Raw genomic sequence first — 16,601 nt, 5'->3', positions numbered from 1 at the left:
CCCTACATGAATAAGGTTAGTTTTTTTCGCTCTATACACGTAAAATTCGTCATTATCTATGTCCTGCTTATTTTAGTTGCGATGCAGATCATTGGCGTTTATTTTGTCAGGCAGCTGGAAGAAACATTAAGGACAAATTTTCAAAATTCCTTAAAGGAACGTGTGAATTTACTGGCCTATAATGTGGTCGAGGAGATGGAAAAGAAAAGAACGCCTGAAGATCCTACCCTTGAAGATGAAATCAGGAAAATACTGCGTGATTTTGAATCGGCAGACATTTTTGAAGTGAGGGTGATTGAGGGAGAATCTCGTAAAATTCTTGGGACCTCCGATCCGAACCAAGTTGTCGTTGGTCAGAGAGACACAAACCTGCGTATTACCCAATCAATCAATCTTGGAGAAGATTTGAGCAGTATCCTAATTGATCGAAAAGGCGGTCATCGAATTTGGGTGCTGTCAACTCCGATAAAATCAGGCAATACGGTCATTGGTGCCATTTATTTAGAAGCGAAAATTGAAAATGTATTTACCCAAATGAAAACGATCAATCGTATTTTTGCGACAGGAACGGGGATTGCTTTAGCAATTACAGCTATCTTAGGGATACTTTTAGCTCAGACCATCACCAGGCCCATTGTAGATATGAGAAAGCAAGCATTGGCGATGGCGAAGGGGAACTTTTCACGAAAAGTAAAAGTATACGGTCAGGATGAAATCGGGACTTTAGCGGTTACCTTTAATAATTTAACGAAAAAGCTCCAGGAAGCACAGGCTATGACGGAAGGGGAAAGAAGAAAGCTCTCTTCTGTCTTATCGTATATGACAGACGGCGTGATTGCGACGGACCGGAAAGGCCGAGTTATATTAATCAATGATCCTGCGGCAGAGATGTTGAATGTTTCACGTGAAACAGTTCTCTCACAGCCAATTGTTTCTTTATTAGGGCTAACAGATACCAATACGTTTGAGGATTTGTTAGAAGAAAAAGAATCGTTAATTCTTGACTATAGTACAAAAAAGGAACCTTATATCCTTCGTGCTAACTTCTCTGTGATTCAAAAAGAGACTGGATTTGTTAACGGTTTGATTGCAGTCCTTCATGATATAACGGATCAGGAGAAAATAGATGCGGAAAGAAGAGAGTTTGTTGCCAATGTATCGCATGAATTAAGAACTCCGCTCACGACGATGAGAAGTTACTTAGAAGCGTTGGCAGATGGTGCGTGGAAGGACGAAGACATTGCTCCGAATTTCTTAGAGGTAACGAGGACTGAAACAGAAAGAATGATTCGGCTGGTGAATGACCTCCTTCAACTATCTAAATTAGACAGCACGGATTATCGACTTAACAAAGAATGGGTCAACTTTGTCGATTTTTATGATCGAATTATTGACCGTTTCGAAATGGCGAAGGACCAAAATGTCAGCTTCAAAAGACAGCTGCCGACCCATGCTATTTTTGTAGAAATAGATGAAGATAAGATGACCCAGGTTCTCTACAATATCATTTCGAATGCACTTAAGTATTCTCCTGAAGGCGGTCAGGTTACTTTCTCAATAAAAGAGGAAGAAGAAAAAATTATCGTCAGTGTATCGGATCAAGGTGTGGGGATTCCAAAGGAGAATATCGGCAAAATCTTTGACCGTTTTTATCGTGTTGATAAAGCGAGGACGAGAAAGTTAGGCGGTACAGGATTAGGTTTGGCCATTGCTAAAGAGATGGTTAATGTTCATGGCGGCATGATTTGGGCTGTAAGTGAAGAGGGTAAGGGAACGGAAATTTCCTTTTCACTGCCATACGAGCAAACGGAAGAGGATGAATGGTCATGAAATATGAAAATAGTAAATCAGTGATCTTAACATTTCTCATTCTGGTTAGTATTGTTTTAACTTGGAATCTTTGGACGTACCAGCCTAATTTTGACATGTTGGAAAATGGCAATTATGTTGAAGAGGTAACGTTAAAAGAAAAACGGGAACTTCACCAGATTATTAGTCCAGATCTTGTTCTTTTTCATCGTAACGGTCAGCATTTTGGAACTACAGATGCTGGAAGTCTTGATAAAATGATGAGTGAATTAAGGAAATGGTCTATCTATGACGTGGAAGATTATTCAGATAATGTGCAGGACATTAAAGAATTAGTCCATGGAAATGGAAATGCAGAATTTGTATTTCCTGCCGATATCCCAATTGAAATTTATCGGAGTGTATTGAAGTTTGAGGAGAAAAGAATTCCTGCTTTCAATTTTAATCGCATCGTGGTGAATGTTGAGAATCCTGAAAAAGGTAACGGTACGGTTTACTTTGTTTCTTCCGATTATCAGCATGTATACATCAGTCATATATCACCCGGTTTATTAAGTGAATTCAACAAGAACTTTTATAAAAATGCAGAGCAATATCAGCGTTATTTCCCATTTGAAGCCAATGATCAGCGGACGGTCTTTATCCCCGATGGAAAGTTGGAAATGATGGAATATACCTATTTACCTGTGGTCCTAAACTCAGAGGCTTTCAAAGAAGCATTATTTAGTGACCCCAATTTCGTACAAAGGGGCACCGTTTCTGGGGTAGAAGAATTTAGTGACGTTTCAAGTAAAATGACGGTTAATAACGATACCAATATGCTGCTCTATGTGAACCCTACGGGAGAGTCTAATTATGTGGACAACTCTTATGATTTATTAAAGAGGAGTATTGATTTTATTAATGGACATGGAGGCTGGACCGACCCTTATCGTTATGTAGCAAAGGATGAAAAAAGGAAATCTGTTAAGTTCCGTTTATATAGTATCGACGGCTATCCTGTCTTTAATGAAAGTGGAATGTCAGAAATTGAGGAAGTATGGGGCAGAGATGAAATAACGAGATATGTTAGACCCAATATATCCTTAGAGCTTCCATTAACAACAGAAATGGTAAAAGTAACTCTTCCAACAGGTTCTTCTGCATTGGAATTTCTCAAAAGCCGAAAGAATTTTAAACCGGAATTACTGGAACAACTTGTTTTAGGATATCGGATGTCAAAGGATACAAGCGAAAATAGACTGATCCTCCTAGAGCCAGCTTGGTTTTATCGATATAACCAGACATGGGGACAAATCACGAAGGAAGACCTGGGGGGATTGTTACGTGGATTGGAGTAAAATTAAAACAATTTTTATCATAACGTTTTTAATTTTAGACGTCTATCTCTTATTTCAGTTTATGAAGATCCGAGACGCTAATAAATATGAATATATTACACCAGCCTCAATTGAGGAAATGCTGAAGATCGATGAAATCAGCTATAAAGAACTGCCAAAGGGGCCATTTAAGGATCAGTATCTAAGCGCAAAGCCAAAGTTGTTTACGAAGGATGATATTTTAAAACTGAAGGGGCAGACAACGGCTCTAAAGGAACCTAGTACGTCTCTGCAGATGAAATTGGATAAGCCCATTCCTTTAAACGCAAAATTTGAGGCAGCTGATATTACACCTTTTATAAAGGATAATGTATTGTATGGCGACCAATATCAATTCTGGAAGAAAGATGATAAGAAAAACACCATCACTTACTTTCAACATTATGAGAATATGACTTTGTATGAAAATCTAAGCGGGATGATTACCTTTCATATTGACGACAAAAATCAAATTGTGTCTTATGAACAAACCTATTTAGAGGATATTGAAAAAATGACAGAAAAGGAAGAAATCCTCCCTCCTTTGAAGGCACTGGAAACCTTGCACCAAAAAGGCATGCTGAAACCAAAAAGTAAAATTACAAAAGTTGAACTCGGCTATTCATCATTAATTCAGCTTTCTGCTTCGCAAGCGTTAGCACCCACATGGCGATTTGTGGTGGATGAGAATGAAAGTCTTTTTGTCAATGCGCTAGAAGGACAGATTATAGAATTTAACAGCGATGGAAATTAGATATGGAGTGAAATGATATGTCATTACGTTATAGCATTTTAGCGAGCGGAAGCACGGGGAATTCGCTTTATGTTGAATCAGACGAGCATTCCTTTCTAGTAGATGCCGGATTTAGCGGGAAGCAAATGGAGGCATTTTTCCAACATATAGATCGTGATATAAGTAAATTATCAGGGATATTTGTAACCCATGAACACAGTGACCATATTAAAGGAATTGGCGTGTTAGCCCGTAAATATAAGCTTCCAGTTTATGCAAATGAAAACACCTGGCGTGCAATGGATCGGTTAGTTGGAGATATTCCCACTGAACAAAAGATGATATTCAGCACCGAAAGCGTAAAAAGCTTTGGGGCCACAGATATTGAATCCTTTGGAGTATCGCACGATGCGGCAGAACCAATGTTTTATGTATTCCATCATTCGAATAAGAAATTAGTGTTGATAACAGATACAGGCTATGTGAGCGATAGGATGAAAGGAATCATCTCAAATGCAGATGCCTATATTTTTGAGTCGAATCATGATGTGCAAATGCTAAGAATGGGAAGATATCCTTGGAATGTTAAACGAAGGATTCTGAGCGATCTTGGACATGTTTCGAACGAGGATGCAGCCATTGCTATGAGTGAGGTTATCGGAGACAATACAAAACGAGTTTACCTTGCCCACTTAAGTCTCGACAACAATATGAAGGACTTAGCAAGAATGTCAGTAGCACAAACACTTCAAAGCCAGGGACTAATTGTCGGTGAGGGGTTTGATCTCTATGACACAGACCCTAAAGTGCCAACAATACTAACAGCAGTTTAATACAGTAAAGAACAAAGAACCTCATTGGAATCTTTGTTCTTTTTTTTATAAAATGGTTTTGGACAGAGTATAATTGTAACTATAAGCCAAAATATTAATTAGTTGCTTATGAAAGGGAGACGTGGTGAAAATGGGTTACTATGATGATCATTCACAAGGGCGTAACCAAAGAAAGAATGGGAACAGAGGCAGTTTTTTGCTTGCAAGTATTGTTGGTGCAATACTGGGAGCCATGCTAGTTATCATTTCGATTCCGGCATTATCTAATCAAGGGTTCCTTCCCTACAATGTACAGCCCAATCAAACTCAACCTGCTGGGACGGATGATGATCAAGAGAATGTTATTCAACAACAGGTTTCCTATGATGTACAAACCGATACGACAAAAGCCATTGATAAGGCTGCAGATGCGGTTGTTGGGATTAATAATATCCAGACAACAAATTTTTGGAACGATGAATCTGGAGACAACCAGGGGCCAGCGGGTACAGGGTCAGGTGTCATTTATAAAAAGGCAGGAGATAAAGCTTATGTCGTGACCAATCAACATGTGGTTGAGGGTGCTACACAGTTAGAGGTAACCTTAAATGATGGCACGAAGATTCCTGCAAAACTTCTCGGTGGAGATGTTTGGACAGATTTGGCTGTTCTTGAGATTGACGCAGGCAAGATTAAAAAAATCGCTGAATTTGGAAATTCTGATGCCTTAAAGATGGGGGAACCGGTAATGGCGATTGGAAATCCATTAGGTGCCACCTTCTCTGGTTCTGTCACACAAGGGATTATTTCAGGGATTAATCGGACTATACCCGTTGATATTAACCAAGATGGGATTATGGACTGGCAGGCTGAGGTACTGCAAACGGATGCAGCGATTAATCCTGGTAACAGCGGCGGTGCCTTAATTAATATTGCGGGACAACTTATTGGCATTAACTCGATGAAAATTGCTCAAAATGCAGTTGAAGGGATTGGATTATCGATTCCAATTAACTATGCAAGACCCATTATCAATGACCTGGAACAATATGGCGAGGTCAGACGGCCATACATGGGAGTCGACTTAAAATCAGTTGCTGAAATCCCTGGTTATTATCAAGAGGAAGCTTTAAAACTACCAAGGGATATCACCTATGGGGTAGCTCTTCGCCAGGTTGTACCGAATTCACCGGCTGCACAGGCTGGATTACGAGAACTGGATGTTATTGTAGAGATGGATGGCAAAACCATTCATGACGTCATTGATCTTAGAAAGCATTTATATCAAGAGACAAAGATCGGTGACCAAATGGAGATAAAATACTATCGAGAAGGCAAGCTGCAAACGACCAAGATCACATTGGCAGAAGACCAATCATAAAAGGAGGAACAGGAAGGTGTTATCACCTTTCTGTTTTTTTATGGTATAGTGGTTGGTTGAATGATACAGTTTCGAAAGTAAATAATAAGAGAAATAGTTATGCGAGAAGGAGGGGTCCAAATTGATTTATTGCTGTGAGGAACATGTAGATTTGGCACTAGATAGCGTTGTGGATGAGTTTGAAACGTTTCCGGTTTTGTCAAAAGTAACTGGGGATAACTTATCAACAGGATGTGAATATTGCCAAAATAGAGCTGTATATATTGTGGCGAACAAATGATTCCATACAAGATGTGGATAAAAATTGTGGACATGTGGATAACTTCTGTGGATAAGTTGTTTGTAAACTGTTTGTAACATAAAAAAGAGGGTTGTGGATTGTGAATATCTCAATTGTTACGGTTGGTAAATTAAAAGAGAAATATTTAAAAATGGGGATTGACGAATATTTAAAACGATTAAATGCGTATGCGAAAGTGGAAGTCATTGAGGTGGCAGACGAAAAAGCGCCAGAGGAACTAAGTGAATCTGAGATGCTTCAAGTAAAGCAAAAAGAGGGAGATCGAATTTTGGCTAAGATTAGCCAGGATACATATGTAATTGCCCTGGCCATCAATGGAAAAATGCAATCTTCTGAAGAGCTTGCCGATACATTAGACAAACTGGCAACGTACGGGAAAAGTAAGATTGCCTTTATTATCGGCGGATCGTTAGGATTAAGTGATGAAGTATTAAAACGCTCGAACGAACAGCTCTCCTTTTCAAAAATGACCTTCCCCCATCAATTAATGAAGTTGATTCTAGTGGAGCAGATTTATCGAGCCTATCGAATCAATCGTGGTGAACCTTACCATAAGTAAATGAGGTTTTTGAACATAACAAAAAGCTCGCTTCAAAATTAATGAACGAGCTTTTTGTTGTGATTTTCGTTTCTAATGGACCTGAATCCATCCGCTTCTTTTTTCAAGAGTCTTTCATGCTTAAGAAGCCATTCCTTTCTCCATAACCCGCCTGCATAGCCAGTTAATTGTCCATTTGCGCCAATAATTCGGTGACAAGGAATGATGATACTTAATTTGTTTTTACCATTTGCACTACCGACTGCTCTTATGGCCTTTTCATTTTCAATTGAAATGGCAATATCTTTATACGACCATGTTTGTCCGTAAGGTACTTCTTTTAAAGAGTTCCACACTGTTTTTTGAAATGCTGTACCCTCAAATATATAAGGGAATGTAAATTCAGTAAGCTTGCCTTTAAAATACTCATCAAGCTGATCGCGGCAAAGCTTCAAAACCATGGGAGTATCGTCATGTATAACATTTAAGATTTGATCCCGTTCTGGGAATAAGATAGAGTAAATAGCTTCATCTGTTCCCTCTATTTCAATGATTCCGATTGGTGATTTATAATCTATTTTTTGTAGTCTACTCATATAAGGACCTCCAAAGATAAAAGGTAGCATAAGCTTCCCAGCCTTCCCAATTTTCAGCCAACTTTTTCATTTCTTCAACTGTCGGCTTTCTCTCCATACCTAAACGATTCTTTAGGGCATTTTGAAGACCAACATCCCCTATTGGAAAAGAGGTGATGCTATGGAAGCATTTCATCATCACATAATCGGCCGACCATGGTCCGATCCCTCTTATTGCGGTTAATGATTTTACGATTTTTTGATTGTCTTGTTGTAAAAGCAAGGATTCTTTTGTTATCTCCTCGTTTTTCATAGAATTAGCGATTCCTATGATGTATTCAGCCTTCCTACCCGTAAACTGGAGTTTCTTCAGATCCTCCAAATCAATAGAAGCTATTTTTTTATATGAAGGAAATAACCAGAAGGTGTCTCCGTTCACGGTTAGACTTTCTCCAAAGTGCTCAATCAATCTTCTTTTTAGAGTATAAGCAAAGGTTAAGTTGATTTGTTGTCCGATTATCGCCCAGATGAGTGCTTCAAATAAATCCGGAATACACAAAATTCGAAGGCCATAATATTGTTGAGCCATTTTATTTAAGACCTTATCCTTGGCAGCCATTTCATAAAATCCAGCTAAATCACTATCCAAATCAAACCATTCCCAAACATATTCTGCTACTTTTCTGCAGGATTCTTCAGACGGCTGATGATAGGGGAATTCCACTTTTATCATATGATTTTCATATCCTAACTTAACTAAAATGAGTGATTCGTCTATCTTTAGCAATTTATAGATATGCCCGTCCTTCATTTGGTGAAGCAATTCTTGATTAGATCTATTTAAAAAGACTAAACACTCTTGAAAATCAAATTCCTTTGGGGGGATGATTTGAATATAGGTAGAATCCAATTTCCAGTTCACTATCAGGGCTCCTTCCTCATCTTTCGAAACTCACTGGGTGAACAACCTTTTAAATTTCGAAACACTTTGTAAAAATTAGAAGGACTTTGGAAGCCAACATCATAACCGATTTCCAGATTCGTCAAATTGGTGGATTGAAGAAGCTGTACAGCTTTATCGATGCGCACTTTTTCTAAGTAAGTACGCGGAGTCTCTGATGTTTCTTTTTTAAATAGTCGTTCCAGATAAAAAGGACTTAAACCGACTTGTTCCGCAATATCAGTTAGCTTTAAGTTTTGTTTATATTGATTCACTAAGATTCTCGTGATATCTATTACGATTTCACTATGAGGAGAATGTTCAACCTCAGGCTGGCATCTTTTACATGCACGATAACCAGCCTTTTCAACCTCACTGATATTGTGGTAAAACTCCACATTTATTTTTTTAGGTTTTCTAGACCTACAGGAAGGACGGCAGTAGATTTTAGTGGTTTTCACGGCTGTATAAAATAACCCATCATATTTCCGGTCGCATGCAATGATTTTATCCCACATCTCGTCAAATGAAAGATTGATATTTGTCATACGAATCACCTGCCTGCCCTTCTAAACTAATTTTCATATAAATGTGATGTATCTTGCAACTTCCATAATTTAGCCGCATTGTATTCTAACAAAGCGATGATTTTATCTGATAAGGCATTGCCGAAGCTAAAACGTTTCACTCCTAATTCTTTTAGCCTATTACAATTGGTTAGGGTAGGTAAAGATAATATATTTAGTGGTGCCTTTACTTGATTAGCCACTTCTTTAATCTCATGTTCTTTCGTTATTCCTGGCACAAAAACCCCGCTAGCCCCGCTTTCAACATAGGCCATGGCTCGATCGATCGTTTTATTCAATGGGTTTTCCAATTGAAAGTAAGTATCTGTTCTAGCGTTAATATAAAAATCCTTATATCCGTAATTATCCAATGCTGTTCTCATATTTATTAAGAGATTACAATGTTCCTTTATATCTCTTAATCCCTTTCCTTTTTTGAAGGAATCCTCAATATTGATACCAGCAACCCCTACATCTGCCATTCTTAATACATTATTGATAATCGTATCAAAATTTTCACTATATCCTGCTTCAATATCAGCAGATACTGGTAATTTTACACTCTCAGTAATGGTTTTAACAATTCTCAAATTTGCATCAAAATCGATTAATTCTCCATCAGCATATCCTAATGAGTTGGCAATCCCCCAGCTGGTTGTCCCAATTGCCTTAAAACCAGCCTTCTCTAAAGTTAAAGCTGATAAAAGATCCCAGGCATTACCTAAAAATAATATATCCTCAGAAGTGTGGAGATTATTGAATTCCTGAATTACCGACATTTTACTTCCTCCTTATGGTTGGTGTAACTCATTTTATCAAGGAGGTTTGATTCATTTCGTCCTCATTCTTGCTCTTATGGTCTAAAGAGAGAGAATGGATATAGAATAATCTTATTTATATGCGCTACGGTGAACCGTACCATAAATAGAGAAATGGAGCCAGTAGTGAAACGTGGCTCCATTTTCAAACTTAATTTATTCTATTCCTCTTATTTTTAAATAATACGAGCGGTTACGATGCCAGAAATTTGTTTGATTTTTTCCTCTAATGCCGGAATAACATCACCATTGACTTTATTATCAATGTCGATCATCGTATATGCATATTCCCCTCGGCTTCTATTGACCATATCCGCAATGTTTAATTGATAACTAGAAATAGCAGATGTAATCTGTCCGACCATGTTTGGAACATTGTGGTGAAATGCCAATACTCGCTGCTTTCCTGTATAAGGAAGGTAAGTATTTGGGAAATTCACTGAGTTTTTGATATTCCCTGTTTCTAAAAATTCCTTCACCTGACGAGCGGCCATGATTGCACAATTTTCCTCTGATTCTTGTGAAGAGGCACCTAGGTGTGGAATGGGAATGGTATTTTTCATTTTCAGCACATTTTCATTCGGGAAATCTGTAATATACTTCCCAACTATTCCGCTTTCGAGAGCTGCGGCCATGTCTTTTTCATTTACAAGCTCACCACGTGAGAAGTTTAAAATATGAACACCCTGCTTCATTATGCTGAATGTTGCTTTGTTGAACATTTCTCTTGTATTCTCGGTAAACGGTACGTGTACAGTAATATAATCAGATTCTGAGAACAACTGTTCAATTGTTATTGCACGCTGTACATTGCGTGACAAATTCCAAGCCGTATCGACTGAGATAAACGGGTCAAACCCGATCACATCCATATCTAAATCTAGCGCATCATTCGCTACAAGGGCACCAATTGCTCCTAAACCAATGACACCTAACGTTTTACCTTTGATTTCTTTTCCTACAAACTGTTTTTTCCCAGCTTCCACTAGCTTTGGAATTTGGTCACCTTCACCATCCAATGCTTTTACCCAAGCAATACCGTCAAAAAGGTTGCGCGAAGAAGATATTAATGTAGTCAGCACCATTTCTTTTACTGCATTGGCGTTCGCTCCAGGAGTATTAAATACAACGATACCTTGCTCTGTACATTTTTCAATCGGTATATTATTCACACCTGCTCCAGCTCTTGCAATTGCCTTTAAATTATTTCCGATTTCTACTGAGTGCATATTAAAGCTGCGAACAAGGATTGCATCCGGATTTTCGCTGCCGTTGTCAATCTGGAAATTGCCCTTATTGAATACCTTTAGTCCCGTTTCTGCAATATTATTAAGTGTCTTGATAGATTTCACTTTTTCTAAAGTGATTGTGCTCATGATTTCCCTCCTGATTTTTGCCTTAATAAACAGAAAGAGGTAAGGGAAATAATTCCCTTACCTCTGCCCAGGCGAACGGCTGCGACACCACGTGCTCCCTCGCGGTTATCCGCGTTTCGCCAGTTACACATGGTCTTTTTAATTTATTTAAATATTATCATAATTCTCCTTATTTATCTACCGAAACAAGTGAAAATAATGTGAACCATTGAAAATGAAATTAATTATTCATTTGAAACCTTTAATGTTCTAAATTTGAACATCAAAAGTTTCAGCTATGCCAAAGCTTTTTGGAGGAATTATATGCTAAAGGATACTGTATTGTTACACTATTTTTTCGTCAATTCCCCATACCTTCCGCAGTTCGGTTGGTATGAGAAATGGGGTATATTTATAATCGGTCATAGCAAGTGACTGGCGCTTAATTAATGCTAACCCAAGCCGATTGACCATACTTCCTAAAAAGCCCGTATAGTCAGAATCAAGGAAATAACCCATTAGCTCTTTGTATTTCATAAGGTCTTGCCAATTAGAATGTGGAATTTTCATCCAATCTGCTATTTGATCCCCTACGGTTTCTCGTATTAGAGCAGGGATTATGTTGTCAAACATCTGACCGGGAATGAGGTCTGCATGAAACTCAAGTAAAGCACAGGACATCTGAACACCTTCAGGAGATGGTCCATGATGTCTTTTTTTAATCATTTTCTCCAATTGAATTGCTTCTTCCATGGTTTCTGGGATAATATCCTTCCGAACTCCCAGCATGATTCCGACGTTTTTCCAAAAGTACAGGTAATCTTCCGCCTGTTTTTCCGTTACTTTCATACCTAAATGGCGAAGCCCATCTATGATGACAATGGAAAAGGTCAATAGAGTACCAAGCAGATCCTCCTGACAGATGGGGATGCCATTTTCTTCTTCATCCCATCTTCCGGTCTTTTGAACCAGATACCGAATCGCTGAATGCATTAAACGGACTTTTTGTATGGATTTGATACCTTGTCCCCCGGCTTCAAGTCCGCCTGGCGCCATGACTTGAAGAACAAATTGTCCTGTCTCTGCTATCCTGCGGTATGCATTTTGACCTAAACGATAACTAAATGTAAGGACCTTTACACCTTTACGTGCTGCGTAACAATTCACAAGTGAGGATGTTGATAATAAGAAGGTGATGGCAATGCCATGTTCTCGAAATAAATCAGTTGCGTTTCTTATTCTGTCCAAGTCCATGCCTTCTGGGCAATAAGCTGTATCCTTGAGCCAAAATTCTATGGTATCTGGCAGATCATCCGGATACTCTTGGTCATTGTACAGTAATTGCTTCAACAAATTATTTACGGAGCCAACCTGACTGTTCTTGAACATTTCTTCAATTATTCGGTCCGGTACTGGATCGCCTTCCATCCGTAAGTTCTCCAAAAACTCGTCTGTATATAACATCTCTTTCCCCCTCACACTATTCCCTGATAGATTAAAAGACTAAATATTTTATATATATTCCTACTAATATGAAAACATGTTGGATGATAACCAAGTGTGTCACGGGTGAACTCTATCATTTTGATATCCGAGTGTAATAAGGCTTTCTGTTTTCAGCTTGTCTACGACTTCGCATATTTCGTCATCAACCTCATGACACCTATTGAGGATTGCCTCTTCCGGTTCATTATTAATTACTACTATTGAAATTTTCATACCCAACACCTACGAAAATTCAAAATAACGCTTTTCCTAATTTTATCAAAACGCTTCTATTAATAAAATTGCAATTGTTCAAATTTTGTAAGAACTTCTGGTTATACAGGTGCGGTGAACCCTACCATAAATAGGGACAATTATCTTTACAATTTTATGAAGAGAACCGCTGCTAAAATGAGATACAAATCATTACTTCTCTTATAGTCTAATCAGGGAGTGATAGTTGATTAATGAGCGGAAATTAGTTTATAGTTTATTTGTTATTAAAATTGAGTAGGCCAAAAGTTTATTTAAAGGTGTGTAAGATAATGAGTATTAAACCGGAGGATCTTCAAAAAACCAAGCGGCCATTATTTGCGGTTGTTTATGATAAATTATATAAACTTATTATGGATGGAACCTTTCCACCTGACAGCAGGCTGCCTACAGAACCGGAATTGGCCAAGCTTTTTGGCGTCAGTCGGATGACACTGCGGAATGCATTATCACGATTGCAGGAAGATGGCTTGGTTAAAAATATCCATGGAAAAGGAAATTTTATTACAAAATTTCATCATAATAAAAACATGATTGGCCTAGAAAAGCTGGGAAACCCCTTATATAAATGCTTCTCAGGAAAAATTGATCATGTGGAACTGCATTTTCGAATTGAACTAATAAGTGATTACGCCAAGCAAGTTTTAAATCGGAATATGACCGCCGTTGTTGCCATTGATCGTTGGTATAAAAGGAATGAACAAGCGGTAGCTTATGCTTTTACGATCATGGCAATTGAAGCTGTATCGGAATTAAATTTAGATTTACAAGATGAACAACAATTATTGGATATGATAGACAATAAAGTATACGAGCTTGCAAATTCTGCAACGATTGAGCTTAAACGTTCCGATTCCATCCCCTCACTAAAATATCAGATACTTAACGAGGAAGATTGTGATTTAATAGTTGAAAGTGTATATATAAGTGATAAATATCCTGTTGTTTATAATAAATACTATATTCCGAAAGAATCTAGCCAAATAACGATTAATGCAGCCAAATAGAGTCAGTGGAAAAGGTAATTGTAAGCATGGTTTCTTTAAAGAAGGAGCAATTTCTCATCAAAATCAGGATGGGAAATTGCTTTTTTTGTTATAAAAAAAAGACATATTTTAAATAAAAAGATAGTTGTGAACCAAATGATAGTATGTTATTCTTTTAATTATTCTAATGTATACAAGTTTTTATACAACTATACAATGTTATGTAATTTTGGATGAATTTTATACAACAGAATGAAAGCGGAAACAAGGTGAATTCTTTCGCTTGGGAAAACTACCTACTAATCAGGATAAAAAGGAGAGAATACAGATGAATACAAACGGACAAAAAGAAACCGCGCATATCAAACCTAATGGAGTGGAGATTGCTGAAACAATACTTTTACCAGGGGATCCATTAAGAGCAAAATTCATAGCTGAAACTTATTTGGAGGATGCAGTCCAATTCAATTCTGTCCGCAATATGTTTGGATACACGGGAACTTATAAAGGAAAAAAAATATCCGTTATGGGAACAGGTATGGGTATGCCGAGTATGAGCCTTTATTCTTGGGAGCTGATCCATGTATTTGGTGTGAAAAACTTGATTCGCATTGGTACTTGCGGCGCGATGCAGGATCATATGAACTTATATGATATTGTTTTTGCCATGGGGGCTTCAACGGATTCGCGTTACGTACATCAGTACAATCTCCCAGGACAATTTTCCAACATTGCCTCCTTCGCATTATTGGAAAAAGCGAAAAAGGTAGCTGATCAAAAAGAACTTCCCGTTCATGTTGGTAATGTCCTGACAAGTGATATTTTTTATAACGCAGATGAAACAGCTGTTGAAAAATGGCGTAAAATGGGGATTCTATGTGCGGAAATGGAGACGGCCGGTCTTTATATGAATGCAGCTTATGCAGGAGTTAACGCGCTTACGATTTTAACGGTAAGTGATCATATGATTCGACATGAACAAACGACACCGGAAGAACGACAAGTTGCCTTTACGAATATGATGGAAATCGCTTTGGAGCTTGCTTAAGCGCATGACTTTGGGCATTTGAGTACAACACGAGGTAAAGATGTCATTACAAGCGAAGCTGTAAAATCGTGATCAAATGCCAAATTTATTTGATATCGGATTTGACAAAAAAGAGAGGAAAGCCGCCATGACAACATTAAGTGCAAATGCGAGCATGACAGAAACTCAGGAATATAGTGTTAAGAAAGCTGTACCAGTAATGCTTCTGTTATTTCTATTATGTTTAATCATTGATAATTCGTTTAAAATTATTTCTACCGATATGGCAAAGGATTTTCATATTTCTGCAACAACAGTAAGCTGGCAGGCAACCTTAGCCGGGCTAGTAATTGGAATTGGAGCAGTGGTCTACGCTGCTTTGGCGGATTCCATTAGTATTAGAAAGCTTTTAAGCATCGGGATTATTTTAATTTGTGTTGGCTCAGTAATGGGTTACCTTTTTCAACATTCATTTTTACTAGTAGTTGTTTCTCGAATCATCCAAACAGCAGGCTTGGCTTCAGCTGAAACCTTATATGTTATTTTTGTAACCAAACATTTGCCTGTACATGAACAAAAAAAGTTTTTGGGGTTAAGTACAAGCAGCTTTGCTTTATCACAGGTTATTGGGGCATTAACAGGTGGCTATGTTTCTACTTATTTTCATTGGACAACTCTTTTTCTAGTTCCTTTAATAACTCTCTTCACCCTTCCATTTATTCTAAAATATCTTCCTAAGGAAGAGACAAAAAACAGTCATGTTGATGTATTAGGATTATTTCTAGTTGCAGGCATTGCAGCATTCCTGCTGCTATATATTACCGATTTCAATTGGGTTTATCTTTTAGCGTTTGTCGTGGCGGGTGCTTTATTTCTTGCTTATATCAGCAAGAATTCAAGAGCATTCATTGGTATAGCATTTTTTCAAAATAGGCAGTTTATTTCTTTACTCGGAGTCGCTTTCGTGATTTATTCTGTCCAATTAGCGTATATTTTCTTGTTTCCGTTTTTGCTAGAAAAGCTTTATGGCCTAAAGCTTGATACGATTTCGCTATTGTTGATTCCGGCTTATCTATTGGCTGCGATAGTAGGAGCACTTTCTGGGAAAATTGCAAAGGTACTGGGAAGCAGACAATGTATCACGATAGCCATGGCTGGAATTATCGGCAGTTTGTTGCTGGGGGGTCTCTTTGTAAAAACCTCTGTCATTATCTTTGTAATATCAATGATTATATTTTCAAGTTCGTTCGCGTTCATGTACGCACCAATGCTCGATTCTTGTATTGGCACAATTGGAAAAGATAAATCAGGGACAGCTATTGGATTTTATAATTTGACGCTAAATGTCGCTATGTCTATCGGAATTGCCTATACAGCCGCGATGATGGACTCTTCCGCAATGCGGTCCAATATCCTAGGGATTTTAAGCAATCCGGAGGCTTCCATGTATAGTAATATCCTTTTTGTTCTCGTACTCATTACCGCTTTCAGCCTATTCCTGTACTGGATATTAGTTGGGCGAAAAGTAAAAATGACGGTTCGGGATATGTAGAAATGGCTCCAGGTAAAATAAAATACCTGAACCGAATAAATACCATAAATAGCAATTAAAATTTGAGCCTCTCATTTGGTAAAGAGAGGCTC

Annotated in this window: 16 protein-coding genes and 1 riboswitch; of the genes, 10 read left to right on the top strand and 6 right to left on the bottom strand. The window is 38.0% G+C overall.

Going from position 1 to position 16,601, the window contains the following annotated elements; genetic code table 11:
- Positions 1 to 6: 6 nt before the first annotated feature.
- From walK to rlmH, 7 genes are all read left to right on the top strand, one after another.
- Positions 7 to 1,830, top strand: coding sequence for a cell wall metabolism sensor histidine kinase WalK (gene walK / locus ACIQAA_RS10535; protein WP_402618629.1), 1,824 nt, complete (start codon positions 7 to 9; stop codon positions 1,828 to 1,830).
- Positions 1,827 to 3,149: a YycH family regulatory protein gene (locus tag ACIQAA_RS10530; protein ID WP_402618626.1), complete on the top strand. Its 1,323-nt coding sequence runs from the start codon at positions 1,827 to 1,829 to the stop codon at positions 3,147 to 3,149. The genes walK and ACIQAA_RS10530 overlap by 4 nt, the downstream gene beginning before the upstream one ends.
- Positions 3,136 to 3,921 carry a two-component system regulatory protein YycI gene (locus ACIQAA_RS10525; RefSeq protein ID WP_402618623.1) on the top strand — a complete coding sequence of 262 codons (786 nt, stop codon included), beginning with the start codon at positions 3,136 to 3,138 and terminating at the stop codon, positions 3,919 to 3,921. Before ACIQAA_RS10530 ends, ACIQAA_RS10525 begins: the two co-directional genes overlap by 14 nt.
- Before the next feature lie 17 nt (positions 3,922 to 3,938).
- The gene (locus ACIQAA_RS10520; protein ID WP_402618620.1) at positions 3,939 to 4,733 is read left to right on the top strand and encodes an MBL fold metallo-hydrolase; all 795 of its coding nucleotides are present in this window, start codon (positions 3,939 to 3,941) and stop codon (positions 4,731 to 4,733) included.
- Positions 4,734 to 4,863: 130 nt separating this feature from the next.
- A complete protein-coding gene (locus tag ACIQAA_RS10515) occupies positions 4,864 to 6,093 on the top strand; it encodes a S1C family serine protease (RefSeq protein WP_402618617.1) in 1,230 nt (409 codons plus the stop codon).
- Positions 6,094 to 6,214: 121 nt separating this feature from the next.
- Positions 6,215 to 6,373: a CxxH/CxxC protein gene (locus ACIQAA_RS10510; protein ID WP_402618614.1), complete on the top strand. Its 159-nt coding sequence runs from the start codon at positions 6,215 to 6,217 to the stop codon at positions 6,371 to 6,373.
- Positions 6,374 to 6,473: 100 nt separating this feature from the next.
- Positions 6,474 to 6,953 carry a 23S rRNA (pseudouridine(1915)-N(3))-methyltransferase RlmH gene (gene rlmH / locus ACIQAA_RS10505; RefSeq protein WP_402618611.1) on the top strand — a complete coding sequence of 160 codons (480 nt, stop codon included), beginning with the start codon at positions 6,474 to 6,476 and terminating at the stop codon, positions 6,951 to 6,953.
- Positions 6,954 to 6,991: 38 nt separating this feature from the next.
- On the opposite strand, the gene ACIQAA_RS10500 is transcribed toward rlmH, so the two are convergent.
- From ACIQAA_RS10500 to ACIQAA_RS10475, 6 genes are all read right to left on the bottom strand, one after another.
- A complete protein-coding gene (locus ACIQAA_RS10500; RefSeq protein WP_402618608.1) occupies positions 6,992 to 7,528 on the bottom strand; it encodes a methylated-DNA--[protein]-cysteine S-methyltransferase in 537 nt (178 codons plus the stop codon).
- A complete protein-coding gene (locus ACIQAA_RS10495; RefSeq protein ID WP_402618606.1) occupies positions 7,521 to 8,429 on the bottom strand; it encodes a DNA-3-methyladenine glycosylase 2 in 909 nt (302 codons plus the stop codon). Before ACIQAA_RS10495 ends, ACIQAA_RS10500 begins: the two co-directional genes overlap by 8 nt.
- 2 nt (positions 8,430 to 8,431) lie before the next feature.
- Positions 8,432 to 8,995: a bifunctional transcriptional activator/DNA repair enzyme AdaA gene (locus tag ACIQAA_RS10490; protein ID WP_402618740.1), complete on the bottom strand. Its 564-nt coding sequence runs from the start codon at positions 8,993 to 8,995 to the stop codon at positions 8,432 to 8,434.
- Between the two features lie 26 nt (positions 8,996 to 9,021).
- The gene (locus ACIQAA_RS10485; RefSeq protein WP_402618603.1) at positions 9,022 to 9,792 is read right to left on the bottom strand and encodes an isocitrate lyase/PEP mutase family protein; all 771 of its coding nucleotides are present in this window, start codon (positions 9,790 to 9,792) and stop codon (positions 9,022 to 9,024) included.
- A 215-nt stretch (positions 9,793 to 10,007) separates the two neighbouring features.
- The gene (locus ACIQAA_RS10480) at positions 10,008 to 11,207 is read right to left on the bottom strand and encodes a phosphoglycerate dehydrogenase (RefSeq protein WP_402618600.1); all 1,200 of its coding nucleotides are present in this window, start codon (positions 11,205 to 11,207) and stop codon (positions 10,008 to 10,010) included.
- 58 nt (positions 11,208 to 11,265) lie between these two features.
- Positions 11,266 to 11,344: riboswitch (ZMP/ZTP riboswitch) on the bottom strand.
- Positions 11,345 to 11,531: 187 nt separating this feature from the next.
- A complete protein-coding gene (locus ACIQAA_RS10475) occupies positions 11,532 to 12,650 on the bottom strand; it encodes an oxygenase MpaB family protein (RefSeq protein WP_402618597.1) in 1,119 nt (372 codons plus the stop codon).
- 566 nt (positions 12,651 to 13,216) lie between these two features.
- Here ACIQAA_RS10475 and ACIQAA_RS10470 point away from each other — a divergent pair.
- From ACIQAA_RS10470 to ACIQAA_RS10460, 3 genes are all read left to right on the top strand, one after another.
- On the top strand, positions 13,217 to 13,951 hold the full coding sequence (locus ACIQAA_RS10470; RefSeq protein WP_402618594.1) for a GntR family transcriptional regulator: 735 nt from the start codon (positions 13,217 to 13,219) through the stop codon (positions 13,949 to 13,951).
- Positions 13,952 to 14,258: 307 nt separating this feature from the next.
- Positions 14,259 to 14,978: a purine-nucleoside phosphorylase gene (deoD, locus tag ACIQAA_RS10465; protein WP_335536610.1), complete on the top strand. Its 720-nt coding sequence runs from the start codon at positions 14,259 to 14,261 to the stop codon at positions 14,976 to 14,978.
- A 154-nt stretch (positions 14,979 to 15,132) separates the two neighbouring features.
- Positions 15,133 to 16,509: an MFS transporter gene (locus ACIQAA_RS10460; protein ID WP_402618738.1), complete on the top strand. Its 1,377-nt coding sequence runs from the start codon at positions 15,133 to 15,135 to the stop codon at positions 16,507 to 16,509.
- Positions 16,510 to 16,601: the final 92 nt, after the last annotated feature.

Source organism: Neobacillus sp. NPDC093182 (assembly GCF_044754045.1).
Note: the sequence above shows the minus strand (reverse complement) of the source record. Positions and strands in the feature narration are given on the sequence as shown.